The organism is Microcoleus sp. A003_D6, from assembly GCF_036702825.1.
In the GTDB taxonomy this organism is placed as follows: Bacteria; Cyanobacteriota; Cyanobacteriia; order Cyanobacteriales; family Microcoleaceae; genus Microcoleus.
In genome coordinates this window covers 25,461-45,654 of record NZ_JAUBWA010000055.1, presented here as the reverse complement: position 1 = coordinate 45,654, position 20,194 = coordinate 25,461, and the positions used below count along the sequence as shown (strand labels likewise).

The following is a 20,194-nucleotide window of genomic DNA, read 5'->3' as shown; positions in this document are numbered from 1 at the left end:
TTCTTGCTCGGTGGTGGGATAGAATCGGTAGCGGTAGGCTTTTTCCATCGTCACAGTCTAACACGTCTTTTGTGATAGGGTTGGCTGAGTGTTGTATATTTTTGTCAAGCCGTCGAGCGAAGGCGATGTGAGCCAGCGAAGCGTCGCCCGCTTGCCGTTCGACTACGCGAGCGGATAAACTACGCCGAAGGGTCGAAGTAACGGGGTTTCCACCCACTTTTTTTTGATGAAGGGGAACCGGAAAGAAAAGACCAGAAGAAATCAAGCTCAATTCTCAATTCCCAATTCCCAATTCCCAATTCCCCTAGCATCGTCCTGGTAAAATTGAATCACCAGTCAATACTCAACTATCATTCAGTTTTTTGACTGACAGTTAACAGTTAACAGTCAACCCTTCGACTACGCGAGCGGGTGGCGCAGTCAACAGTCAACAGTCAACAATAATTCCGGTTGCACCGGAATTGATATTACCAATTACCAATTTTGATTATGCAAACCCCACCTCCTCCATCAATTACGCCCCGCCAGATGAATCTGCTGAGAATTGTTGCTTCTATGGCCTGGGCTGACGGCGAACTCGCCACAGAAGAAGTTAATTTAATGCTCGATCGCTTTTGTCGTTTGTTTGCCCCAGATACCGACGGACAACAAATGCAACAAGAACTGCGGGATTACATCATGCAAAATATCCCCCTTGACGAGTTGATCGGTCAACTAGAAACTCAAGATGAAAAGGAATTAGTCTTGCAACTCGGCTATGAAGTGATTTCATCTAGTTCTCGCACTCCCGACGAACCAAAAATTAACGCAGAAGAAGCAGCAGCTTATCAAAAATTAGTGCAGTTGCTGAATCTTTCAGAGGATGCTGTCAAGCGTATTGAAGCAGAAGCATCGGCGGGAGATACTTCGGAGGGAATTGTCGAGAAGATGGCTCAAAAATTAGAAAAGTTCATCAAAGGTTAGTTCGAGACTTGCGCGCGCTTTTTGGCTTAAAAACCCGGTTTCTTCCGAGATTTTTCCTAAGTTTCTCGTTAATAACCTCTAATTTTTCGTAGAAATCGGGAATAAGCCCCCCATGCGTAAGTCTGGTTGCGTAAGTATTAGACAAGATTGCATAAGTCTTCGATCGATCGACCGCAGATGTAAGGCAGATAAACACAGATCGACGCAGATAATTGAAGGATAGTTTAGGACTTTTGGAATGCAAGTCTAGTGGAAGAACTGTTAACGTGTTAGGTTCTCGTTGCGAACCCTAAGAGCGGATCGGGAAAGTGCGCGGTGCACACTCTACACAACTACTGTTGATTGTTTACTTAGCAAACTCTCGCAAAGCTGGAATTAAATACTGTGTCAAAGTAAAGGCATCTACTCCTAATTCCGTCCGTTCTTTGGCTGCCATGATTCCGGCTTGAGCGTGCCACCAAACTGCTGTTTCTACCACTGATTTGGGGGGGGATTTGCGGGCGATCGCACTTGCTAATAGTCCCCCTAACAAGCCTGTGAGAACGTCGCCGCTGCCGCCTCTGGCGAGGGCTGGGGTGCTTTCGGGATTGAGGTAGGTGATGGTACGTGAAGCGCAGCTATCCCGTAGGGAATCGCCTTCATCTTGACAGCTTATGCAAACTCTCGCTCCCTTGAGCAATACCGTTGCACCGCAAAGCTGAGCTGCTGCTTGAGTTGCCGCAATTCGATCGCCCATTTCGCCGGCTAATTCGGGAAACAAACGCTTGAATTCGCCCGGGTGAGGCGTGATAATTGTCAGTGCACAGCGTTCGGACAAAATCGGGACTGTGCCGAGTTGAGCGAGGATATTTAAACCGTCAGCATCTAACACGAGAGGTCGATCGCTCTCCAGTACAGATTCTACAGCTATTGCCGCTTCCAATGTCAGACCTGGCCCTGCCGCGATCGCATCATAAGAACTCAAATCAATGGCTACTGGCAACTGGCTAATTGCACCGTTCTGGGTTTCGGGACATCCTATAACTAACGCCTCTGGCAACTGACTGCTCAACATCGGTTTAATCGACTCAGGAACGGCAATTGACAGCATTCCTACGCCGCTTGCTCTTGCTCCCAACGCTGACAAAATTGCTGCTCCGCTGTAGCGCCGGGAACCTGCAATAATTAGTATGTTACCGTTGGTGTATTTGTGCGAAATTGGCGATCGGGGTAACGGCAAATGCTCGATCGCAGATTGTTTTGTAATTCGTTGTATTGCTGGCGTTTCGCCCAATATTTCTGCAATATCTGCTGCGGGAATATCAAAATCTATTAATTCGGAACTGCCGATATATTCTAACGCTCTATCTTGCAGAAATGCCATTTTCCACAAACCCAAACAGAATGTATGTTTTGCCCGGATTGCCATCCCCAAAACTTCTCCGGTATCTGTATGAATTCCCGATGGAATGTCTATACTTAAAACGGGTATATTTAAATTATTTATTTCGTCAATAGCTGCGGCCGTAGCGTTAGTAATTTCTCGTTCTAATCCAAATCCAAATAAACCGTCTACGAGCAAATCGCAATTTTTCAGCGGTTCAACTTTGTCAACAAATGGAATATTTAAAGAACGCGCATAGTCAGCGTGATTTTTTGTGAGTTCTTTGAGTTTAGAAAACGGGCAGTAAATAACTATTTGGAATCCTTGAAAGTGCAATTCGCGGGCAACAACCAAAGCATCGCCCCCGTTGTGTCCCGGCCCAACCAATACCCCGATAACTGGCAATTGAGAATTAACATTTTTTTTCCCTTCTCCCCTTTTCCTCCTATTGGTTAAATCCGTTAAATCCGTTAAATCCGTTTCATAATCCGTTGCCGAACTTCCTTCCCCCTTCAAAAGCTGCTGAATTCGTCTAGCAATCAGTCCCGCGACTTTTTCCATTAAAGCTGCGACTGGCATTCCAGCGGCAAAGATTCTGGTTTCTATTTGCCGCATTTGGTCGGCGGTGACAACAAATTTTTGAATAGTCATATTAAGTGCTAAAATTTCAGCTAACAGCAGCAGTCGCAGGTTGTAGTATACTTGTGGTATAATAAATTAGCTCGATCGAACAAAGTAACAGTAAAATAGCAATTTCTCTCCGAATCATGAACAAGATTGTTGTAGGCCTCTCCGGCGGGGTCGATAGTTCCGCAGCAGCCGCAATTTTACACCATCAGGGATATGAAGTGGTGGGTTTAACGCTGTGGTTGATGAAGGGCAAAGGTCAGTGCTGCTCTGAGGGAATGGTCGATGCAGCTAAAATTTGCGAAGATTTGGGCGTTCCCCACCACATTGTTGACAGCCGCGAGGTCTTTCAGGCAAGTATTGTCGATTATTTGGTGGAGGGTTACAGTGCGGGAGTTACGCCTTTGCCTTGTTCGCAGTGCAATAAAACTGTGAAGTTCGGGCCGATGCTTAAGTATGCTCGCGAAGAACTCGGAATTGAAAAAATCGCTACAGGGCACTACGCTCGGATTACTTACGATGCTGCTACTGGTCGCTATCAGTTGCTGCGGGCGATCGACCCTGCGAAAGATCAGTCTTATTTCCTGTACGATCTAACACAGGATTTGCTGGCAGGTACGGAATTTCCTTTGGGGGAAATTACCAAGACAGAAACTCGCAAAATTGCGGCGGAATTTGGCTTGACAACTGCTGACAAGCCGGAAAGTCAGGATTTGTGCTTGGTGGAAAGTAACGGTTCGATGCGGGCTTTTCTGGATAAGTACATTGCGCCGCAAAAGGGTGACATTGTGGACAAGTCAGGGCGGGTGCTCGGACAGCACGACGGCGTGCACCACTACACCATCGGCCAGCGGAAGGGACTCGGAATTGCTGCACCGGAACCGCTGTACGTGATTGAACTCGATGCTGCTGGCAATCGGGTAGTTGTGGGCGATCGGCAGTTGGCGGTAGAATCTGAATGTACAGTCCAGAAAGTAAATTGGGTTTCTGTGGCTGCACCGGCGGCTCCGATTCGGGCTCAGGTACAGATTCGATATCGATCGCACCCCGTCCCAGCGACTGTAATTCCCCTGGAAACTGCGGGAGAAGAAAAGGCCGGCGGTACAAGAGTTAAGTTAATTTTTGATGAACCGCAGTTGAGCATTACCCCCGGACAAGCGGCTGTTTGGTATGACGGAGACGTGCTCTTGGGCGGCGGCATCATTGAAAGAAACCAACTCCCAAATTAAGGCAAGGGGCGGGCTAGAAGCCCAACCCCTACTCCCCACCAGAAACTTCCCACAAGAAAATTCACTCTTTGTGGAACAGGCATCTTGCCTGTTCCAAGAAGCCCACCAGAAACTTCCCACAAGAAAATTCACTCTTTGTGGAACAGGCATCTTGCCTGTTCCCAGAAGCCCACCAGAAACTTCCCACAAGAAAATTCACTCTTTGTGGAACAGGCATCTTGCCTGTTCCAAAATGAAACTTATATTTCATTTCCCAGGCTCAAATTTACCTAGGTAACTTTTTTTCCAAGCGCAACACATTTCCCCTAGCATTAGTGCGGTAAACCCAAGTTTGGCTGCCATCAGAAACCACAACCCGCCAACCTTCGACAATCATTTGACCGCAAATTTCATCAGATGAAGCGAGTCCCAAACAAGTATTCGGCCAACTTTGCCTGCTCGATTCAGTTACTTTCAACTTGTCAGCAGCAATGCCAGTTTGGCGCGACAAGTTTTGGCGAACTGCTGCTGCTACGGTTGCGGGCAATTGGTTCTGGGGATTTGGGCGCGTACCCTCGGCCAAATTGCCCGGTTCGGAAATTAGACTGTTGAGTGCAAATACCGAATAGCTGATTTTTTGGGGCATCGCGGCAGCGGAAAATTGCTGCGCGGTTTGCTGCGGTTGGCTTTCCAACTGGGCAAGGGAATGTTTGAGGGCGCCCGCGTTAGCTGCTGCGGTGTGTCTTAGCGCCGGATACATTTCCCATACTAGAATTCCTGTGAGCACCAAAGCCAATATTAAAGGATTGGGCTGCTTTTGGTCTCGGTTTTGATTGTTTTGAGAGTTATTTTTGGAGATTCGTTTCATCATATGCTTTCTGCCTCACTTTACACAATGCGCGATCGCTCCTGAACACTCAACTGCGGATTCTTATTTAGACACTGTTGCTGGTGCTGTTGGTTCCTTTGTGCAGAACCGACTTCACTGCTGGTGCGGCGCAAGTATTTCTACTCGCTGCCGGCACTTGTATTTCAGGAAACTTGCACTAAGCTGTTGTGCATTTAAATTGTATATTTCGAGTCCCGATCGAACAATCGTCAAATCCTCTCCCCCGATCCCCATCGGACCCTCTCCCTCTCTAATACCATAGGCAATCTAGATGCAACACAGCTTACCCAGTTATTACTTAATTTGTATCCGCTCAATAAGTTGCGGTAAGCCTTAATTTTCGCAATTGTAGAATTTTAATTTAATTGTACAAATATCTTAATTCAGACACAAAAATCTCGCATTTTCTGGCTGCTAAATCTTGATTCAAATAATGTATTATCAATCATGAAATCAAGGATGTTACAGTCTTTTTTAGACAGTCACAATTTACCGTGGGTTTATAGGACACTTGATAAAGGAATCAAGCGCCGATAATTCAGAGCAGTTAGATTTTTTTAAATTTCTTCAATCAGACCAGGACAGACCCAAAGAATAAACCGAAGATTGTTCGCGAATAATCATCCCCAGAGATGGAATATTTCCCAGGTGAGAAATACGGTCGTGCATATATTCAAAAAAGCTAATTCCTAATTTTCGCGTAGTCGCCACCAGAGACATAAAAATGTCCATCGCCGATATTCCTGCACAAGTTTGGGTTGCATAGCTAATATTTCGTCGCTGCACGATTGTTCTGGCAGCTAATTCAGCGGGGTTATTATGTAATGGTAATTCGGGATGCTCCAAAACTAAAAGCAACTCAGATATTTTACAAGAAGTTAATTTTTTTCTTTCATCTAATTGTTCATAACCAGTTTGAGTACCAATACTCCGGACAGTTTTTAAGCAGCGAGAGTACCATAGGATAGGACTGACGGAAGGTTGGGGTGATTTAAAATTAAATTCTGGCCTAAATCTAACTTATCAATAAAGGTGTAAAGTATATGCCTATTGAATTCAAGGCGTTTATAAGAGGCCATCGAAAACACGAATGGATCGGGAGATGAATGACGATTATAAGCTTCATACTTGGCTAAGTTTAAAGCAGTCAGACTAGCATTAAAATGAAAATCCAGGCGTTGACCACTACAAGATTGGCAATCGGATAAACCTGTAAATTGTTTGGCATCACGAAAAATAAATTCAATTTGAAAACGAGCCAGATCATACTCAAGTATTTGCTCACCTGTCAGATATAGATCAGTGCTGAACAATAAGATATTTTTGATTTTACCGTTAGGTTGAACTTCTTCAAGGCAAGCTAAACGTATTTGACATTTTAAACAAACACTCCATACTACTAATGAATAAAGCTTAACCCCGGGCTTAATTATTTTGATAAAAGTTAATTTTTTTAATTTGTTACAGTCTACTTTTCCATCATATTTGCGAGGAGCACCTATTTTATTTTTCTCACCTGTATAAATGTAATTTAAGTTGGCGTCAGACCGTAATTTACTAATCAAATGTAAATTTGAATCCCGTACAGCATCCCAGAACTTGGCGCGACAATAATAACCATCAGCTACCAAATAACGTACAGTTTCTGGCAATATAAAACGAGTTTCTTTTAAATGCTTAGCATAGTCGTCAACTCTTGTTGATTCAGGCGTTGAGCTTTTGACTGTCTCTTTTTTTGTCTGTTTTTTTGACATTTTTTTCTTTTAGTAGTTAGGGCATTTTTGGGTAGTTCTGTGGGAGGACGCCAGGGTGTTTGTTGTACACTCACACTATAAGATAAATGAGTTTCAACTTCGACCAGAGAAATGACATAAATTTCTAATCCCTCTTCAGGTCTGCCAGCTACACATTATAAAATGTAGCTTTACCTTCAGTTTTTTTGCCACTTTTTTTAATAAATGAACAATCGATTGCAGCAATAATTGTTCGTGCAAAATTCAATGCTTTCTTGATAAAACATTGATGGAATTCACTAAAATTAAATTTTTTCAAAAAATGACGGCGATAAGTTTTTTCACTCAATGAACTATAAAGGCTCAGATTGGTAAAATTCACTTTACCATAAACAAGTAATATGGTGGAAAATAAAATTACCATAAACTTTTTTTGGGATTGACTAATCCCTGACATTTGTTGTAAGATAGATTCTAGAATATTCATCAGGCATTTTTTTAAGTTCGTGTGTTTTTTGAGCTTAACGTAAAAAGTGCCTTTTTTTTTATTTTCGGTTAAAATCCCAGGGAATTTTTTGCTCTGCTCGCGGAGCGCACCTGTTTCAAAACTGTCCGAAGTATTGATAAAATAGATATAAAATATAAATTGATGCTGCTAGCAACGGAGTCATCCCATGACCGCAACAATTCCTACTCAAACCTTGCCAGAAATCATCTACCCAGACAGCGACGGAAAACCCATGTCTGACAACACCAAACAGTTCCAATTGATCGTAAAAATTCAAGGCGGAATAGATGCCTTATTCAAAGACAGCGAAAATGTCTTTGTAGCAGGTGACTTGCTGTGGTATCCCGTCGAAGGAGATAACAAAATTCGCCAAGCACCTGATACTATGGTAGTCTTTGGCAGACCCAAAGGCGACAGAGGTTCCTACCAACAGTGGCTGGAAGATAATATTCCGCCGCAAGTTGTCTTTGAAATCATCTCACCAGGCAACCGCATGACAGCAATGTTTAAGCTGTTTAAGTTCTACGAGAATTATGGAGTAGAAGAATATTATGTCTACGATCCAGAGGATAATGAGTTAATGGGTTGGCGGCGAACTGACGGACAACTCAACTATATTGAATCAATGGAAGGTTGGGTAAGTCCGCGTTTGCAAATCCGTTTTGAAACTGCATCGGGAGACTTGGAAATTTATCGTCCCGACGGACTGAAGTTTTTGTCTTACGTGGAGTTGTCAAGACAAATGGAACAGGCACAGCAACAAATGGAACAGGCACAGCAACAAATGGAACAAACGCAACAACAAATGGAACAAGAAAGACAGGAGAAAGAGTTAGCACAGCAAAAAGCCGATCGCCTATCTGAAAAACTGCGAGAAATGGGGATAAATCCAGAGGACATTTTAAGCTGAATTATCTCTACAACGGTTTAATTTAACAGGATTTACGCACTCCGACAAAGAAACCGGGTTTTTTCTGAATCTGTCGCCTACAGCGCGTCTTCTCAGTAAAAACCCGGTTTATGGATTCGATGCGATTAGCTATTTAGGAACGGGCTCTCCGGCCCATTCCACAAGAAAATTCACTTTTTGTGGAACAGGCCGGAAAGCCTGTTCTTGAGAATGGTGCAAGATATCAGATTAAATCCTGTTAAACTCAAGCCGCAACCTTATCTAAAGGCCGCACTTGACCGAGGAATTTGCTAAGTGCATCACCTTCCACCACCTCAGTTTCCAATAGCTTCTGCGTAATTGTTTCCAACAATTCCCGATTAGCTTTCAGAATATCCAAAGCTTGCTGATGTGCAGTTTCGACAATTTCTTTGACTTCTTGGTCGATCGCCTCAGCAGTCTGAGCACTGACAGCGCGGCGGGCATTTCCCATACCGTCGTTGAGGAACATTGCTTGTTGACCTCGATCGTAAGCTAGAGGCCCCAAAACCTTACTCATCCCGTAAGTTGTCACCATCCGTTCAGCTAAATCCGTCGCCCTTTGCAAGTCGTTTGAAGCGCCAGTAGTGATGCTGCCAAACACGACTTCCTCAGCCGATCGCCCTCCAAGCAGTGTAGCAATCTGACCGCGCAATTCCGATTCATCTAACAAGAAACGGTCTTCAGTCGGTACCTGCAACGTGTAACCCAATGCTGCCATACCGCGCGGGACGATCGAGATTTTCGCCACTTCGCCGCCGCCCGTCATCGCAGCACCAACCATCGCGTGCCCGACTTCGTGGTAAGCCACAATCTTTTTCTCTTTTTCGTTGAGCACCCGGCTTTTCTTTTCCAAGCCAGCTACAACGCGCTCAAACGCCTCATAAAAGTCTTCCTGAGCTACAGTTAGGCGCTTGTTGCGAGCAGCTAGCAAAGCAGCTTCATTGACCAAATTCGCCAAATCTGCGCCCGAAAAACCGGGGGTGCGAGTGGCGACCGCCTTCAAGTCAATATCCGGGCCCAACTTCACTTTTTGAGAGTGAATGTTCAAAATTGCTTCGCGACCGGATAAATCCGGGCGATCGACCAAAACTTGGCGATCGAAACGGCCTGGGCGCAGCAAAGCAGCATCCAAACTTTCCGGGCGGTTCGTTGCAGCCAGCACAATTACCGTAGTATTGCCCGCAGCAAAACCATCCATTTCAGTTAATAGTTGATTCAGAGTTTGTTCGCGTTCGTCATTTCCGCCAAACGCAGCGTTAGTGCTGCGAGATTTGCCGATCGCGTCCAATTCATCAATGAAAATAATACAAGGAGCCTGTTTCTTAGCCTGCTCGAATAAATCTCTTACCCTCGCAGAACCAACACCTACAAACAGTTCCACAAACTCCGAACCGGAGATGCTAAAAAACGGCACGCCAGCTTCACCAGCCACTGCTTTAGCTAACAGCGTTTTGCCAGTTCCCGGAGGCCCGACTAACAGCACGCCTTTCGGAATTCTCGCGCCAATTGCCGTAAAGCGATCGGGAGTTTTCAGGAATTCAACAACTTCGACTAATTCAGTTTTAGCCTCTTCTACTCCAGCCACATCAGCAAAAGTAATTTTCGCCGATTCGCCTTCTACATAGACCTTAGCTTTGCTTTTGCCGATCGACAGCGCACCCTGCGGCCCGCCACCCTGCCTGTTCGCAAAAAATTGAAAAATCGCCACAAAAATCAGCGGCGGAACCACCCAGCTTAAAACACTGCCAATCCAGCCATTTTTGGAAGGGGGAGTTGCCGCAAATTCAACGCCTTTTTCTTGTAAAAGTTTAGGCAATTCCAGGTCAAAAATCGGCGTAGTGGAGAGCACTTGACCCGGTTTGTCGCCTTCGCCTTTGAGTTGGTAGCGAATTTCATTTTGACCTACCGAAGCTCTCACCACATCTTGTTCTTGAACCTGATGGACGAACAAGCTGTAAGGCACTTGCGGAATTTGCGGCCCGAACAAATTGGGCAAAAAGATATTCGCCAGCAGAAACAGACTTGAGAGCAATAACAAGATATTGCTAATTTGCCTAAAACGAGGCGGTTGGGGCTGGTCTTTAATTGCCATTGATAGCTGTCATCCTTTAATTTAAACCAGTTTAATTCATTTATTTTCTCATCAAATGCGGACGCGGTGTCAAGCGGATTTCCTCACTCTATCGGTTCGGTTAACTGGGCTGCACCGATTTGGTATTATTAACAATGCTTTTTTTTAATGAACTGTGAAGGTGGGAACAGGAACAGGCGTCTCGCCTGTTCCACAAAAGAAGAAAAGAGAAAAGAAGGTGGGAACAGGAACAGGCGTCTCCTGTTCCACAAAAGAAGGAAAGAGAAGAGAAGAGCGTTATAGTTGTGAATGGTTAGTTAGTAGTTACTGGATGGTTATTTACTTCAGAATTGCTTGAAATTCTCTCGCTCTTTTCTTACTTAGTGGAACAGGCGTCTCGCCTGTTCTTCTTCGCGAAAGCGGTTCGTTATATTTATGCAGCTTCTGGGTTTAACTGAATCATTTCCCAAGTAGTATAAGTGCCGATCGCACCCCAAATCGCGTAAGGCAAAAGTAACAAAGCCGCAGTTTGAGAAATCGGCAAAACAGCCAACATCAGCACAACTCCCAAAATCTCGCCGACCCCTCCCAAAATCGTCCCGACTTTCAGACTTTTGGCTCTGAGAGTAGCGGGAATATAAGCAACTGTGACAATTTCTAAAAGCAAGTACAAAGCCATCAGCAGCCATGTTTTGAGACTTCCGGGTTCCTGTTCCCACACGACAGCAGCGCTGCCGGCCCCGCAAGCAAAAATCACCGTCCAAATTAATGGAATAGCAGGCTCGAAAAACATCCAATCCGGTCTTTGAAGTTTGACGGCCCAGTTAATATCGCGGAGTTTGAATAACAGAGTGCCGAAGGCGACTGAGAAAGTCACTCCGCCGATAATCATCCAAGATTCAATCATGGTTTTCAACTTTCAAATTGCTCGATCGCTCATTAAGTCGATCGTGCCAACTCACACCCGAACTTCCATCCGCCTTTAGCCATAACTTCAGCAAAGCCAGACGCAACAATCGCTAACCGCCAGACACATTCTTAGCAAACTCTTCGCGTCCAGAAACTAAATTAGCTGGAACGCCGTTAGGGTAATTTTGCGCGATTAAAGCTTGCAACTTTTCCACCCGATTTTCAGGGTTCGGGTGAGAACTCAAAAACTCCGGCGGCGCTTCGCCCTTCCTAGCAGAACCGAGGATTTGCATCACCTCAACAATACCTCTAGGATCGTAACCCGCTTCCGTCATAAACCGAAAACCGAGCCGATCGCTCTCAAGTTCATCAGACCTACCGTACCGCAAACTGACAACTTGATTGACAGCTTGAGCAATTAATGCTCCCTGCTGGCCGCCCCCGCGCTCGTCGCTAGTAGCCACCCCAACCGCCGTTACCAAAGACCTGCCCAACTGCTGTTTTGCCAAGTGTTCCGCAGCGTGGCGACCGACAACGTGACCGCTTTCGTGTCCCAGTATAGCGGCCAACTGAGCCTCCGAATTCAGCCGCCGCAGCAGCCCCGCAGTAATGAAAACTTGTCCCCCCGGCAAAGCAAAAGCATTGACAGTTTCGGCGTCTCGCAGCAGGTGGAATTCAAACGGATAACCCGCTTGTTTCGCCGCCGAACCGTTGACAACTCGTTCGCCTACTCGATCGACATACTGCTGAATACTCTGACTGGGATAAAGCCCCCCGTACTTGGCGGCCATTTGATCTCGCGACTGCAATCCCAAAACTATCTCTTGGCGGGGAGAAAGCTGCACCCGCTGTCTCTCTCCAGTTACAGGATTTTGTACGTCGTTGGTAAAATAGGTGATTGCCCCAAAAAATGCCATTAACAGCCCGATCGCAGCTCGGAATAAAAATTTGTTCACACGCTTTCACCTAAAAAGTTTCGCGATTAGAATACTATGGTGACAGCTCTCTCGACATCTGTCTGAAGTATCAAGAATGGAAAGAGGAACCGCTGATTAAGGCAGATATACGCTGATGAACGCAGATGAATCTCAAGATATGAGTCGTCGATATTACTTCAGATTTTATTTAATATTCTATTGGTGATTCCTGATTTTTTCGCAATATGTTTCAAGCTACCCGCCGCCGCCTTGCTATTTGGTACACTGCCGTTACTGCTGTATTGTTACTTGTATTCGCCACAGGTTTCTATTTTTACGTCCGCACTACTTTGATCGATCGCATTGATGACACCCTCAATCATGTTGTCGAAGTAATAGAGCGAACTCTCGTTATAGAACCGCTAACTTTCCCTACTAGAGAAGATAAAATTAAGTTGCAAGTTAATATTCAAGCCAGTTTTCGAGATAGCACCGATGCAGTAGAAGATGACCACATTGATTTAGAATGGTTCAGTCCTACTGGCGAATTGCTGTGGTCTACTTTGTCGGAACCGCTGAAGATTCCGATTAACGCTAACCGCACTGGGGAAACGGTTTGGGTTAATCATAAGTTGCGGTTTGAGAGAGGAAAGCAGGAAGAAGCAAGTTCGGCAACGGATTTTGTAACGGAAGCGGATAGAGGGAAGAGGGATTTAACCGCAGAGGCGCAGAGGGCGCAGAGGGGAGAAATTGGAGATTTTGATGGGGGTTTGAATGCAAGTTTGGAGGAGAATCGAGATTCGATCGCACAAAATACAAATCGCGTTTCTACCAAACCGATTAGCATTCGGACAACTCAAAACTATTCTCTCAGACAAGTTACGCAGCGAGTGGAAATCGGCCGCCAAGTTCTGGGATATTTGCGAGTCAGCCATCCTTGGTTTGAAGTGACAAAACCCATCCGCCAATTAATTCTAGATTTGATTTTGGGCGCGGGTTTAACTCTAATTTGCGTGGCGGCTATTGGCTGGCTGCTGTCGGGATTGGCTATGGAACCTGTGCGGGAATCTTACGGGCGTCTCAAACAGTTTACCGCTGATGCTTCCCACGAACTCAGAAATCCGATCGCCACTATTCAAACTAACGTGCAAGTAGCTTTGGCGGAACCGGATATCGAACCGCAGCAACACCAACAGCTACAAGTTATCGAACGCCTGACGCGCCGTTTGGGGCGCTTGGTTGACGATTTGCTGTTTTTAGCCAGACAAGATAGCGGCATCGTCCAGCAGCAGTGGATTGATGTTCCCCTCGATGCTTTGCTGATGGAGGTAATTGAAGAACAACTCGCGATCGCCACTGCCCAAAATCTGTCTCTTTCTTTGGAAATTGTCGATCGACCAAACGCTGAGGACAACTTTACACTGTTGGGCGACTGGGATCAACTAGCCCGACTTTTTACCAATCTCGTCAGCAACTGCGTGCAGTACACGCCCTCTGGCGGTCAAATTCAAGTACAATTGCAGCTTGCAGCTAAAAACAAAAGAAATTCGCCGATCTTAAATCCAGCGCTGCAAATAAAAGTAACAGACACCGGCATCGGGATTTCCCCAGAAGCCCTGCCGCATTTGTTCGATCGATTCTACCGCGCAGATCCCGCCCGTACCCACCGCAGCGCCGCCGGTTCCGGTTTAGGATTAGCCATCGCCAAAGCAATTGTCGAAAATCACCGCGGCCAAATCCGCATTGACAGCCAAGTCGATCGAGGTACCGCCGTTACCGTCACCCTCCCCGCCCGCAAATCAGAAGCATCTCACCCCTAAAACTTTCCCTCATCCTCTGCGCCCTCTGCGCCCTCTGCGGTTAAAAAAAATCTACCCCTCAAGCCAGATTCTTCCTACATCGCGCCCAAACCAAGCTATTAAAATTCAATTCCCGCATAGATTAACATAAACGTTGTTGGAAAACCTCGATCGAACTTGTGAGGAGTTATTTATGTTTCGCCACAATCTACCGTTAAAAAAAATCAGCTTGCTAGCCGCCACCTGCGGGGGTTTACTCGTCAGTCTCGCAACACTTTCCCAAGCCGGCGGCCCCCCGCCCCAACAAGGAAAGCCCGTCAGCCAACCGAATCCCGCTGCGACTCCGGGCCCCAACGGGATGCCTGCCGCACCCCAAAACGCCCCCGCCCGCTTCCCCATGCCAACTGCGCGAGTTACGCCTATGGAGGGCATGGTAGCAATTAAACTCGTGAATACCACCAATGCCGTCATCAATTATCAAGTGATTGGCGTTACCCCACCGCGCACTCTGGGGGAACAATCTGAAATTTTGCTCGCAAACATCAAGGTACCAATCACCCTCACTTACCAGCGTCCAGACGGCGGATTGATGCTGGTTCGCCCGCAAGCCACCGCGATGCCGGGAATGTTGCAAGTCAGTTTCGGCGCGACAACTGACTTGGGCGTTGATACTAAATCGCTGGAAATTCAAGAGGATGGAAAGGTAATTTTGAATTAGGTTAATTGGTTGACTGTTGACTGTTGACTGTTGACTGTTGACTGTTGACTGTTGACTGTTGACTGTTACCATTCGTGTCAACTTAAGACTAAAATCCATAATAAATATCGTTTATAGTTGAGTCTCGATCCCCCCTAACCCCCCTTAATAAGGGGGGGACAAGAGTATTCTTACGTCCCCTCTAACTCCCATTAATAAAGGGGGAAGAGTATTCAAAGTCCCCCTTCTTAAGGGGGATTTAGGGCGATCGAAACTTCGATACAAACGAGATATACACAGGGTTTTAGTATTATGTTGACACCGATGGGCTGTTACTAATTCCCAATTTCCAATTCCAAATTCCCAGTCAACCGTCAATCGCCGAGCAACAAAGGAGGTAACTTAGTAAAAGGTAAATCCTCGTTGACTGCATCAATTTCTTCCTGTTCTCTTTCGTTAATTTGACCGATATAAGACTTGAGAATTTGCGCCAGACGGTTGTTATAAAATCGGTGCAAACTATAATTTGGCGTAGCTGGAAAGCCGCGCCGTTTTTTGTGCCGCCCGCCCGCACCCGGATCGAAGGTTTGGATGCCCCGATCGATCGCCCATTCGATCGGCGTATAGTAACAAGCATCGAAGTGCAAGCAGTCGATTTCTTGCAAACTACCCCAATAACGCCCGTACAGCCGATCGCCCTTATACAAACAAAATGACATACCCACCGGCTGTCTGTCATCTTCCTTGTCGTAGGCGGCTACAAACAAAACTCGATCGCGATAATTGTGGTGCAACTGTTCAAAAAATCGCTTCGTCAAATATTTGCTTCCCCACCAGCCGAATTTGTCGCAAGTATTCTCATAAAAAGCATACATTTGGCCAAACATCGGTTGGGGAATTGCATCGCCTGTCAAAGTTTTCACGAACAAGCCTGCTGTTTCAACAGCTTTGCGTTCGCGTTTGATATTGCGGCGCTGGTTGGCATTAAATGCGCCTAAATAATTGTCAAAATTTTGATAGCCTTGATTTTGCCAAATATAGCTGTGGTGCAGCCAACTGCTGAAACCGTGGTTTTCCATGCGCTTCCGCCATTGGGGATCGACATAAAGGAAATTGCAGCCGGAGATATTGTGGCGATCGCAAAAATGGTCGATCGCGCTTACCATTACTCCGGTTAACTCGTCTTCATCTTCCCCCTCGGCAATCAAAAACCGATAGCCTTCAGCCGGAGTAAAGGGCGTCATTCCCATCAATTTGGGATAATATTGAACACCCAAACGTTGAGCTAAATCGGCCCACTGATTGTCGAATACAAATTCGCCGTAGCTGTGGCTTTTGACATAAAGCGGCGCGCAAGCAATCAACTGTTTGTCTCGCCAGACTGTTAAGTGATGCGGCAGCCAACCGGTTTTACCTGTCGCGCTTCCCGATACTTCGAGATTGTTCAGCCAATCCCATTCCAGAAAGGGAGTTTTTAGTGGCATCGCCAAGGCATCCCACGACGCTTGGGGGATTTCGCCTATTTTGCTAATCCAGGCTACAGAATATTCAGGTTTTGGCTGTTTCAGCATAGGGAGATTTGAGCGTAGAGCGATCGAACTTCATTTAAGTTAATACAATCTCCCCTGCTTGTGTAATTACTCGCCACAGGCAAGATGTCTGTGCCACTTCTTTTGTGGGGTGGGCTTCTAGCCCGCCACAGGCAAGATGCCTGTGCCACACAACTCTTGTGGGGGGAGCACTCCTAGCCCGCCACAGGCAAGATGCCTGTGCCACACAACTCTTGTGGGGTGAGCACTCCTAGCCCGCCACAGGCAAGATGCCTGTGCCACACAACTCTTGTGGAGTGGGCTTCTAGCCCGCCCCGAATCTATAATGCAAAAATACCTCTTGCCCCACCTGTTTTACAGCCAAAAGCTCCAATTTCGGCGCTAAATCCGCCAAAAAACCCTTTCCCTCAACAGGTGTCGGTGCATCCGCGCCCCCCAAAATTAACGGGCAAACCGTCAGCCAGAGTTCGTCTATCAAGCCCGCAGCCAGCACAGACGCGACGAGTTTTCCGCCTCCCAAAATTGCCAAACGTTTGATTCCAAGCGCTTCTAGCTGTTGAAACGCATCAATCCAATCGATTTCTCCTGCTATGGTGTTGGCGATTAAAGTGCGATCGAACTTACCGATGGTGCCATTGTCAATAAGCCTTTTATGAACAGGCAAGATGCCTGTTCCACAAGACAATTTATCTCTTGTGGAACGGGCATCTTGCCCGTTGCTGACATCTGCACCATTCTCAATAAGCTTTTTATGAACAGGCAAGATGCCTGTTCCACAAGAAAATTCATCTCTTGTGGAACGGGCATCTTGCCCGTTCTTGAGAGGAGACGGCAATGCCGTTTCTCTACTGTCTTGCCCCGTCAGCAGCCAGCGAGGCACCGGTTGCTGGAAAAATCGCAAGTTTGGGTCAAATTGGCGCGATCGCGAACATACAATTTGCACGGGTTGTGGGGGCTTCCCTGCGAGTTCCCTCTGTTTGAGCAATTCTGGTGAAATCACTCTCATCGTCGTTCCATAAGCCTGTAAAGTGCCGTTGCCGAACAAAACCGCGTCACTTGCTGCGACTTGTTGTTCGAGGTGGGCTTTGTCGTTGGCAGAACCGAATCTCGCGGGCGATCGCACTGCATCGGCAATTTTACCATCGGCACTGATCGCGAGTATTACTGTTGCGTGGGGCATTTGATATTTTTCCGCATAATACAAGCAACATTCCCATAATTTTCACCAACTAGCCCTTCGAGAGTTTCATGTTGAATATCTTCATCTTGACCTAGTTTGCTCGTCCATTTCCCATCAGGTAGCTGTCTGGCTGCGTGTGTCGGTTTCGCCGCCGAATCAGCGTAGATGGCTATCTTTTGAAATCCTGGTTCTAAATTCGGACGATCGCAAACTTCATAACCTATAGTTTGATAAGCTTGGATGAAAGCATTAAGCGTCACTTCGCGCGGTACTCCCGCAGGCCAATAATCAATATTTTGTGAATCAGGCCACCACCATCTCTCGTTATCTTCTGCTGCCCAAGCAATACAATTATAATCGATTGTATCGGGGCTAGTGATTTCATAACCTGTATTTGACAAGTTAGTAAAATCTCGTTCTATCCAAACTTTAACCCTAGCTATCCAGGCTTCATTTCCTACCATGTGTAACCTTTCTCTCTGCCCCAATTCCACCAAGCTGCAATCATTTCTTCGGTTTTTCCCCGCTGTTCAGGCGTTACTGGTTCTTCACGGCTAATTGCTTTGAGAGCCCAAAACCAGCGACCTGAATTGTTTTCTAATTCTCGCAACAATAACGGAATCACATTGGGGCCCATGCCAATAATTTGCTGATAGGATGGGTGCAATGACAGTTGTTCGGTGGATGAAATGCCGCGAGTTTCGGTTTTCCATTGTTCGACTAACTGGTAAAATGTTGTTGCTAATTCTGTTTGTTGGCGGGAATGGTCGAGATCACTTTTTTCGGATAAGGATAGTTGCTCGATCGCTTCTTGGAAGTTAGAAGGAAGTTGGTCTGTTTCTGGATTGCCGGTAAATGGCATTAATGCTGCTATGATTTGTCCGTTGCGAGTCAACATAATTGGCTCTTGACTATTTGCATATTCTGCCAGCGGATCGATCGCTTCGGTAATTTCAATAACTTTCATAGTTGTTTTGAATTTATCCTTATTCTACACTGGTTTTCGATCGCCCATCAATCCAAAAATGCGATCGCGACGACCTAGAAACCGGGTTTTTTACGAAATACTTCCCTACCCACAGATTCGGGCAAAAACCCGGTTTATTTGGTTGAAACCGCCGGGATTTAAATCGGATTTTCATGCCAAATCCTCATGTTTTAGAAGTGCTGCATATTCGCTGATTCCAAGTTCTGCAAGTTGTCGGTCTTCTTCGGCAAATTCGCTGTAGAGTGCAGCTAAGTTGGTTTCATCGATCGCAGGAATAGTCACTAATTTGGCACGGAATTTCAGAAAGGCAATAAATTCAAATACTTGTTTTAGTTGTTCTCGATCGAGCTTTTCTAAGTCTTGTTGGATTAACTCTTTCATGGCATTCATTATGATTCGATCTTCCTTAAAATTTTAACATTTTTGGTTCTACTCGATCGCCCGATCGCCCTTTTCCCAAAAGAGCGATCGCCCGTTTGCCCAAAAGTCGATCGCCCGTTTGCCCACAATTTGCTATAAATCTCAAATCAAGTGACTGCGTATTCTGTAAACTTTCTGGTAAAAGGCGACTTAAAAGCAAGTACGATATCGGTTTTTGGCACTCCGAATTCTACTAATTCTTGAGCAATTCCTGTATCTGTTCTATCCTGCTGAATCCAGATTTTATCATTTTTGAGTTCGATGTGAACAGAAATCCCGTAGACTCTCGATCCGTCATTCCAGCCTGCGAGAATCACCAGGTAATTTCCGCTTTCTCGATCGCGAATAATTTTTACCTCTGTTCCTTCTCGTACCACCATGTCACAGAAGCTGTTGAGAATTTTTTCGATCGCCTCAGTATAGTTTAATCTCTCCACAGTACAATTTCCTCCAAATCGGGACGAAAAATAATTAGCTTAATATCGTATTCTTCTACTCGTCTTTGAATGAATCTCAATCTAAATAATTCATCGTAGGTTTCTAAAGGAATTGCTAAATAAACAATAAACTCAGGCATGAGTTCTCTCAATGCCGATCGACAGTTGAGAAATTGACCGAGAGCAGCATGAAATTGATAGAAGTCCGATCGGTCTTGAAAGCTCTTAACTTCCACAGCTATTTTGCGACCTTCTTTTTCTACACTGATTAATTTTTCTGCTGTCATATCGATAAACATTGCTAAACCTTCTTCATCGACTTGCACCCGAAAGTTTTCACGAATAACTATCCATCCATCTTTTTGTAAAGCAGCTTTGACAGTATCGTGAAAAATATCTTTAGCAGGCATTTAAAAACTCCATTGCTCTCATGCTCTATTTTAGCTCGCCCCTCCAAACACAAAAATTCGATTATCGCGCGTCGCTAACTCCCTCCAAACGCAGGAAATGCACTCGGCCCGACGAATCGCCCGCTACAACTGTCACTCCATCAGGCGCAAAAGCACAGCCGTTAAATGCACCATCTCCGCTGAAACTAGCAACCTCTTTACCTGTGAGCAAATCCCAGATTTTCAGGGTATTATCCATTGAAGCGGAAATCGCTATTTTACCTTTGGGTGCGATCGCCACAGCATTTACCGAGTCACTATGACCCGTGAGAGTTTTCAGTTCCCGGCCTGTCTCGGTGTCCCAGATTTTCAGGGTTTTATCGTATGAAGCGGAAATCGCTGTTTTACCGTCGGGTGCGATCGCCACTGCTGTTACATCGCGAGTATGACCCGTGAGAGTTTTCAGTTCCCGGACTGTCTCGGTGTCCCAGATTTTCAGGGTTGTATCCCATGAAACGGAAATCGCTATTTTACCTTTGGGTGCGATCGCCACAGCTTTTACCGACTTACTATGACCCGTGAGAGTTTTCAGTTCCCGGCCTGTCTCGGTGTCCC

The 20,194-nt window shown here is 45.9% G+C and carries 22 protein-coding genes; 5 read left to right on the top strand and 17 right to left on the bottom strand.

What is annotated here, in order from left to right:
- A partial coding sequence (locus QUB70_RS32720) for a helix-turn-helix domain-containing protein (RefSeq protein WP_442927790.1) occupies positions 1-48 on the bottom strand: 48 nt, incomplete at its 3' end.
- 441 nt (positions 49-489) lie between these two features.
- Here QUB70_RS32720 and QUB70_RS16745 point away from each other — a divergent pair.
- Positions 490-963, top strand: coding sequence for a tellurite resistance TerB family protein (locus QUB70_RS16745; RefSeq protein WP_332982033.1), 474 nt, complete (start codon positions 490-492; stop codon positions 961-963).
- A gap of 346 nt (positions 964-1,309) precedes the next feature.
- Here QUB70_RS16745 and QUB70_RS16740 read toward each other — a convergent pair whose 3' ends face one another.
- Entirely contained in the window at positions 1,310-2,977 is a 1,668-nt protein-coding gene (locus tag QUB70_RS16740) for an NAD(P)H-hydrate dehydratase (protein WP_332982032.1), read from the bottom strand.
- 116 nt (positions 2,978-3,093) lie between these two features.
- Between QUB70_RS16740 and mnmA the strand changes: the two genes are divergently transcribed.
- Positions 3,094-4,182, top strand: coding sequence for a tRNA 2-thiouridine(34) synthase MnmA (mnmA, locus tag QUB70_RS16735; protein ID WP_332982031.1), 1,089 nt, complete (start codon positions 3,094-3,096; stop codon positions 4,180-4,182).
- Positions 4,183-4,447: 265 nt separating this feature from the next.
- Here mnmA and QUB70_RS16730 read toward each other — a convergent pair whose 3' ends face one another.
- The 4 genes from QUB70_RS16730 to QUB70_RS16715 form a co-directional block, all read right to left on the bottom strand.
- A complete protein-coding gene (locus tag QUB70_RS16730; RefSeq protein ID WP_332982030.1) occupies positions 4,448-5,032 on the bottom strand; it encodes a hypothetical protein in 585 nt (194 codons plus the stop codon).
- Between the two features lie 585 nt (positions 5,033-5,617).
- Positions 5,618-5,908 carry a hypothetical protein gene (locus QUB70_RS16725; RefSeq protein WP_332982029.1) on the bottom strand — a complete coding sequence of 97 codons (291 nt, stop codon included), beginning with the start codon at positions 5,906-5,908 and terminating at the stop codon, positions 5,618-5,620.
- An 83-nt stretch (positions 5,909-5,991) separates the two neighbouring features.
- Complete coding sequence (locus tag QUB70_RS16720) at positions 5,992-6,804, bottom strand: transposase (RefSeq protein ID WP_332982028.1); 813 nt, start codon at positions 6,802-6,804, stop codon at positions 5,992-5,994.
- A gap of 148 nt (positions 6,805-6,952) precedes the next feature.
- Positions 6,953-7,270 carry a hypothetical protein gene (locus QUB70_RS16715; RefSeq protein ID WP_332982027.1) on the bottom strand — a complete coding sequence of 106 codons (318 nt, stop codon included), beginning with the start codon at positions 7,268-7,270 and terminating at the stop codon, positions 6,953-6,955.
- A 187-nt stretch (positions 7,271-7,457) separates the two neighbouring features.
- Between QUB70_RS16715 and QUB70_RS16710 the strand changes: the two genes are divergently transcribed.
- Positions 7,458-8,201: a Uma2 family endonuclease gene (locus tag QUB70_RS16710; RefSeq protein ID WP_332982025.1), complete on the top strand. Its 744-nt coding sequence runs from the start codon at positions 7,458-7,460 to the stop codon at positions 8,199-8,201.
- Positions 8,202-8,445: 244 nt separating this feature from the next.
- Here the strand turns inward: QUB70_RS16710 and ftsH4 are convergent, their stop codons facing one another.
- The 3 genes from ftsH4 to QUB70_RS16695 form a co-directional block, all read right to left on the bottom strand.
- A complete protein-coding gene (ftsH4, locus tag QUB70_RS16705; RefSeq protein ID WP_332982022.1) occupies positions 8,446-10,314 on the bottom strand; it encodes an ATP-dependent zinc metalloprotease FtsH4 in 1,869 nt (622 codons plus the stop codon).
- Between the two features lie 412 nt (positions 10,315-10,726).
- Positions 10,727-11,200, bottom strand: a complete 474-nt coding sequence (locus QUB70_RS16700; protein ID WP_332982019.1) for a TspO/MBR family protein — start codon at positions 11,198-11,200, stop codon at positions 10,727-10,729.
- Positions 11,201-11,312: 112 nt separating this feature from the next.
- Complete coding sequence (locus QUB70_RS16695; protein WP_332982018.1) at positions 11,313-12,158, bottom strand: M48 family metalloprotease; 846 nt, start codon at positions 12,156-12,158, stop codon at positions 11,313-11,315.
- 206 nt (positions 12,159-12,364) lie between these two features.
- Here QUB70_RS16695 and QUB70_RS16690 point away from each other — a divergent pair, with 206 nt between their 5' ends.
- Both QUB70_RS16690 and QUB70_RS16685 read left to right on the top strand, forming a co-directional pair.
- Entirely contained in the window at positions 12,365-13,939 is a 1,575-nt protein-coding gene (locus tag QUB70_RS16690; protein WP_332982017.1) for a sensor histidine kinase, read from the top strand.
- A gap of 172 nt (positions 13,940-14,111) precedes the next feature.
- Positions 14,112-14,636 carry a hypothetical protein gene (locus QUB70_RS16685; RefSeq protein ID WP_332982015.1) on the top strand — a complete coding sequence of 175 codons (525 nt, stop codon included), beginning with the start codon at positions 14,112-14,114 and terminating at the stop codon, positions 14,634-14,636.
- Positions 14,637-14,989: 353 nt separating this feature from the next.
- On the opposite strand, the gene QUB70_RS16680 is transcribed toward QUB70_RS16685, so the two are convergent.
- From QUB70_RS16680 to QUB70_RS16645, 8 genes are all read right to left on the bottom strand, one after another.
- Positions 14,990-16,186, bottom strand: coding sequence for a GNAT family N-acetyltransferase (locus QUB70_RS16680; protein ID WP_332982014.1), 1,197 nt, complete (start codon positions 16,184-16,186; stop codon positions 14,990-14,992).
- A 283-nt stretch (positions 16,187-16,469) separates the two neighbouring features.
- Positions 16,470-17,345 (bottom strand): RibD family protein, encoded by an 876-nt coding sequence (locus QUB70_RS16675; RefSeq protein WP_332982011.1) that lies wholly within the window; start codon positions 17,343-17,345, stop codon positions 16,470-16,472.
- On the bottom strand, positions 17,327-17,809 hold the full coding sequence (locus tag QUB70_RS16670; RefSeq protein WP_332982010.1) for a DUF7689 domain-containing protein: 483 nt from the start codon (positions 17,807-17,809) through the stop codon (positions 17,327-17,329). The genes QUB70_RS16675 and QUB70_RS16670 overlap by 19 nt, the downstream gene beginning before the upstream one ends.
- Positions 17,803-18,312, bottom strand: a complete 510-nt coding sequence (locus QUB70_RS16665) for a hypothetical protein (protein ID WP_332982007.1) — start codon at positions 18,310-18,312, stop codon at positions 17,803-17,805. Before QUB70_RS16665 ends, QUB70_RS16670 begins: the two co-directional genes overlap by 7 nt.
- A gap of 171 nt (positions 18,313-18,483) precedes the next feature.
- A complete protein-coding gene (locus QUB70_RS16660) occupies positions 18,484-18,723 on the bottom strand; it encodes a hypothetical protein (protein ID WP_332982006.1) in 240 nt (79 codons plus the stop codon).
- 137 nt (positions 18,724-18,860) lie between these two features.
- On the bottom strand, positions 18,861-19,190 hold the full coding sequence (locus QUB70_RS16655; RefSeq protein ID WP_332982005.1) for a XisI protein: 330 nt from the start codon (positions 19,188-19,190) through the stop codon (positions 18,861-18,863).
- Positions 19,178-19,600 (bottom strand): element excision factor XisH family protein, encoded by a 423-nt coding sequence (locus QUB70_RS16650; RefSeq protein WP_332982003.1) that lies wholly within the window; start codon positions 19,598-19,600, stop codon positions 19,178-19,180. The genes QUB70_RS16655 and QUB70_RS16650 overlap by 13 nt, the downstream gene beginning before the upstream one ends.
- Positions 19,601-19,661: 61 nt before the next feature.
- A partial coding sequence (locus tag QUB70_RS16645; RefSeq protein ID WP_332982001.1) for a WD40 repeat domain-containing protein occupies positions 19,662-20,194 on the bottom strand: 533 nt, incomplete at its 5' end.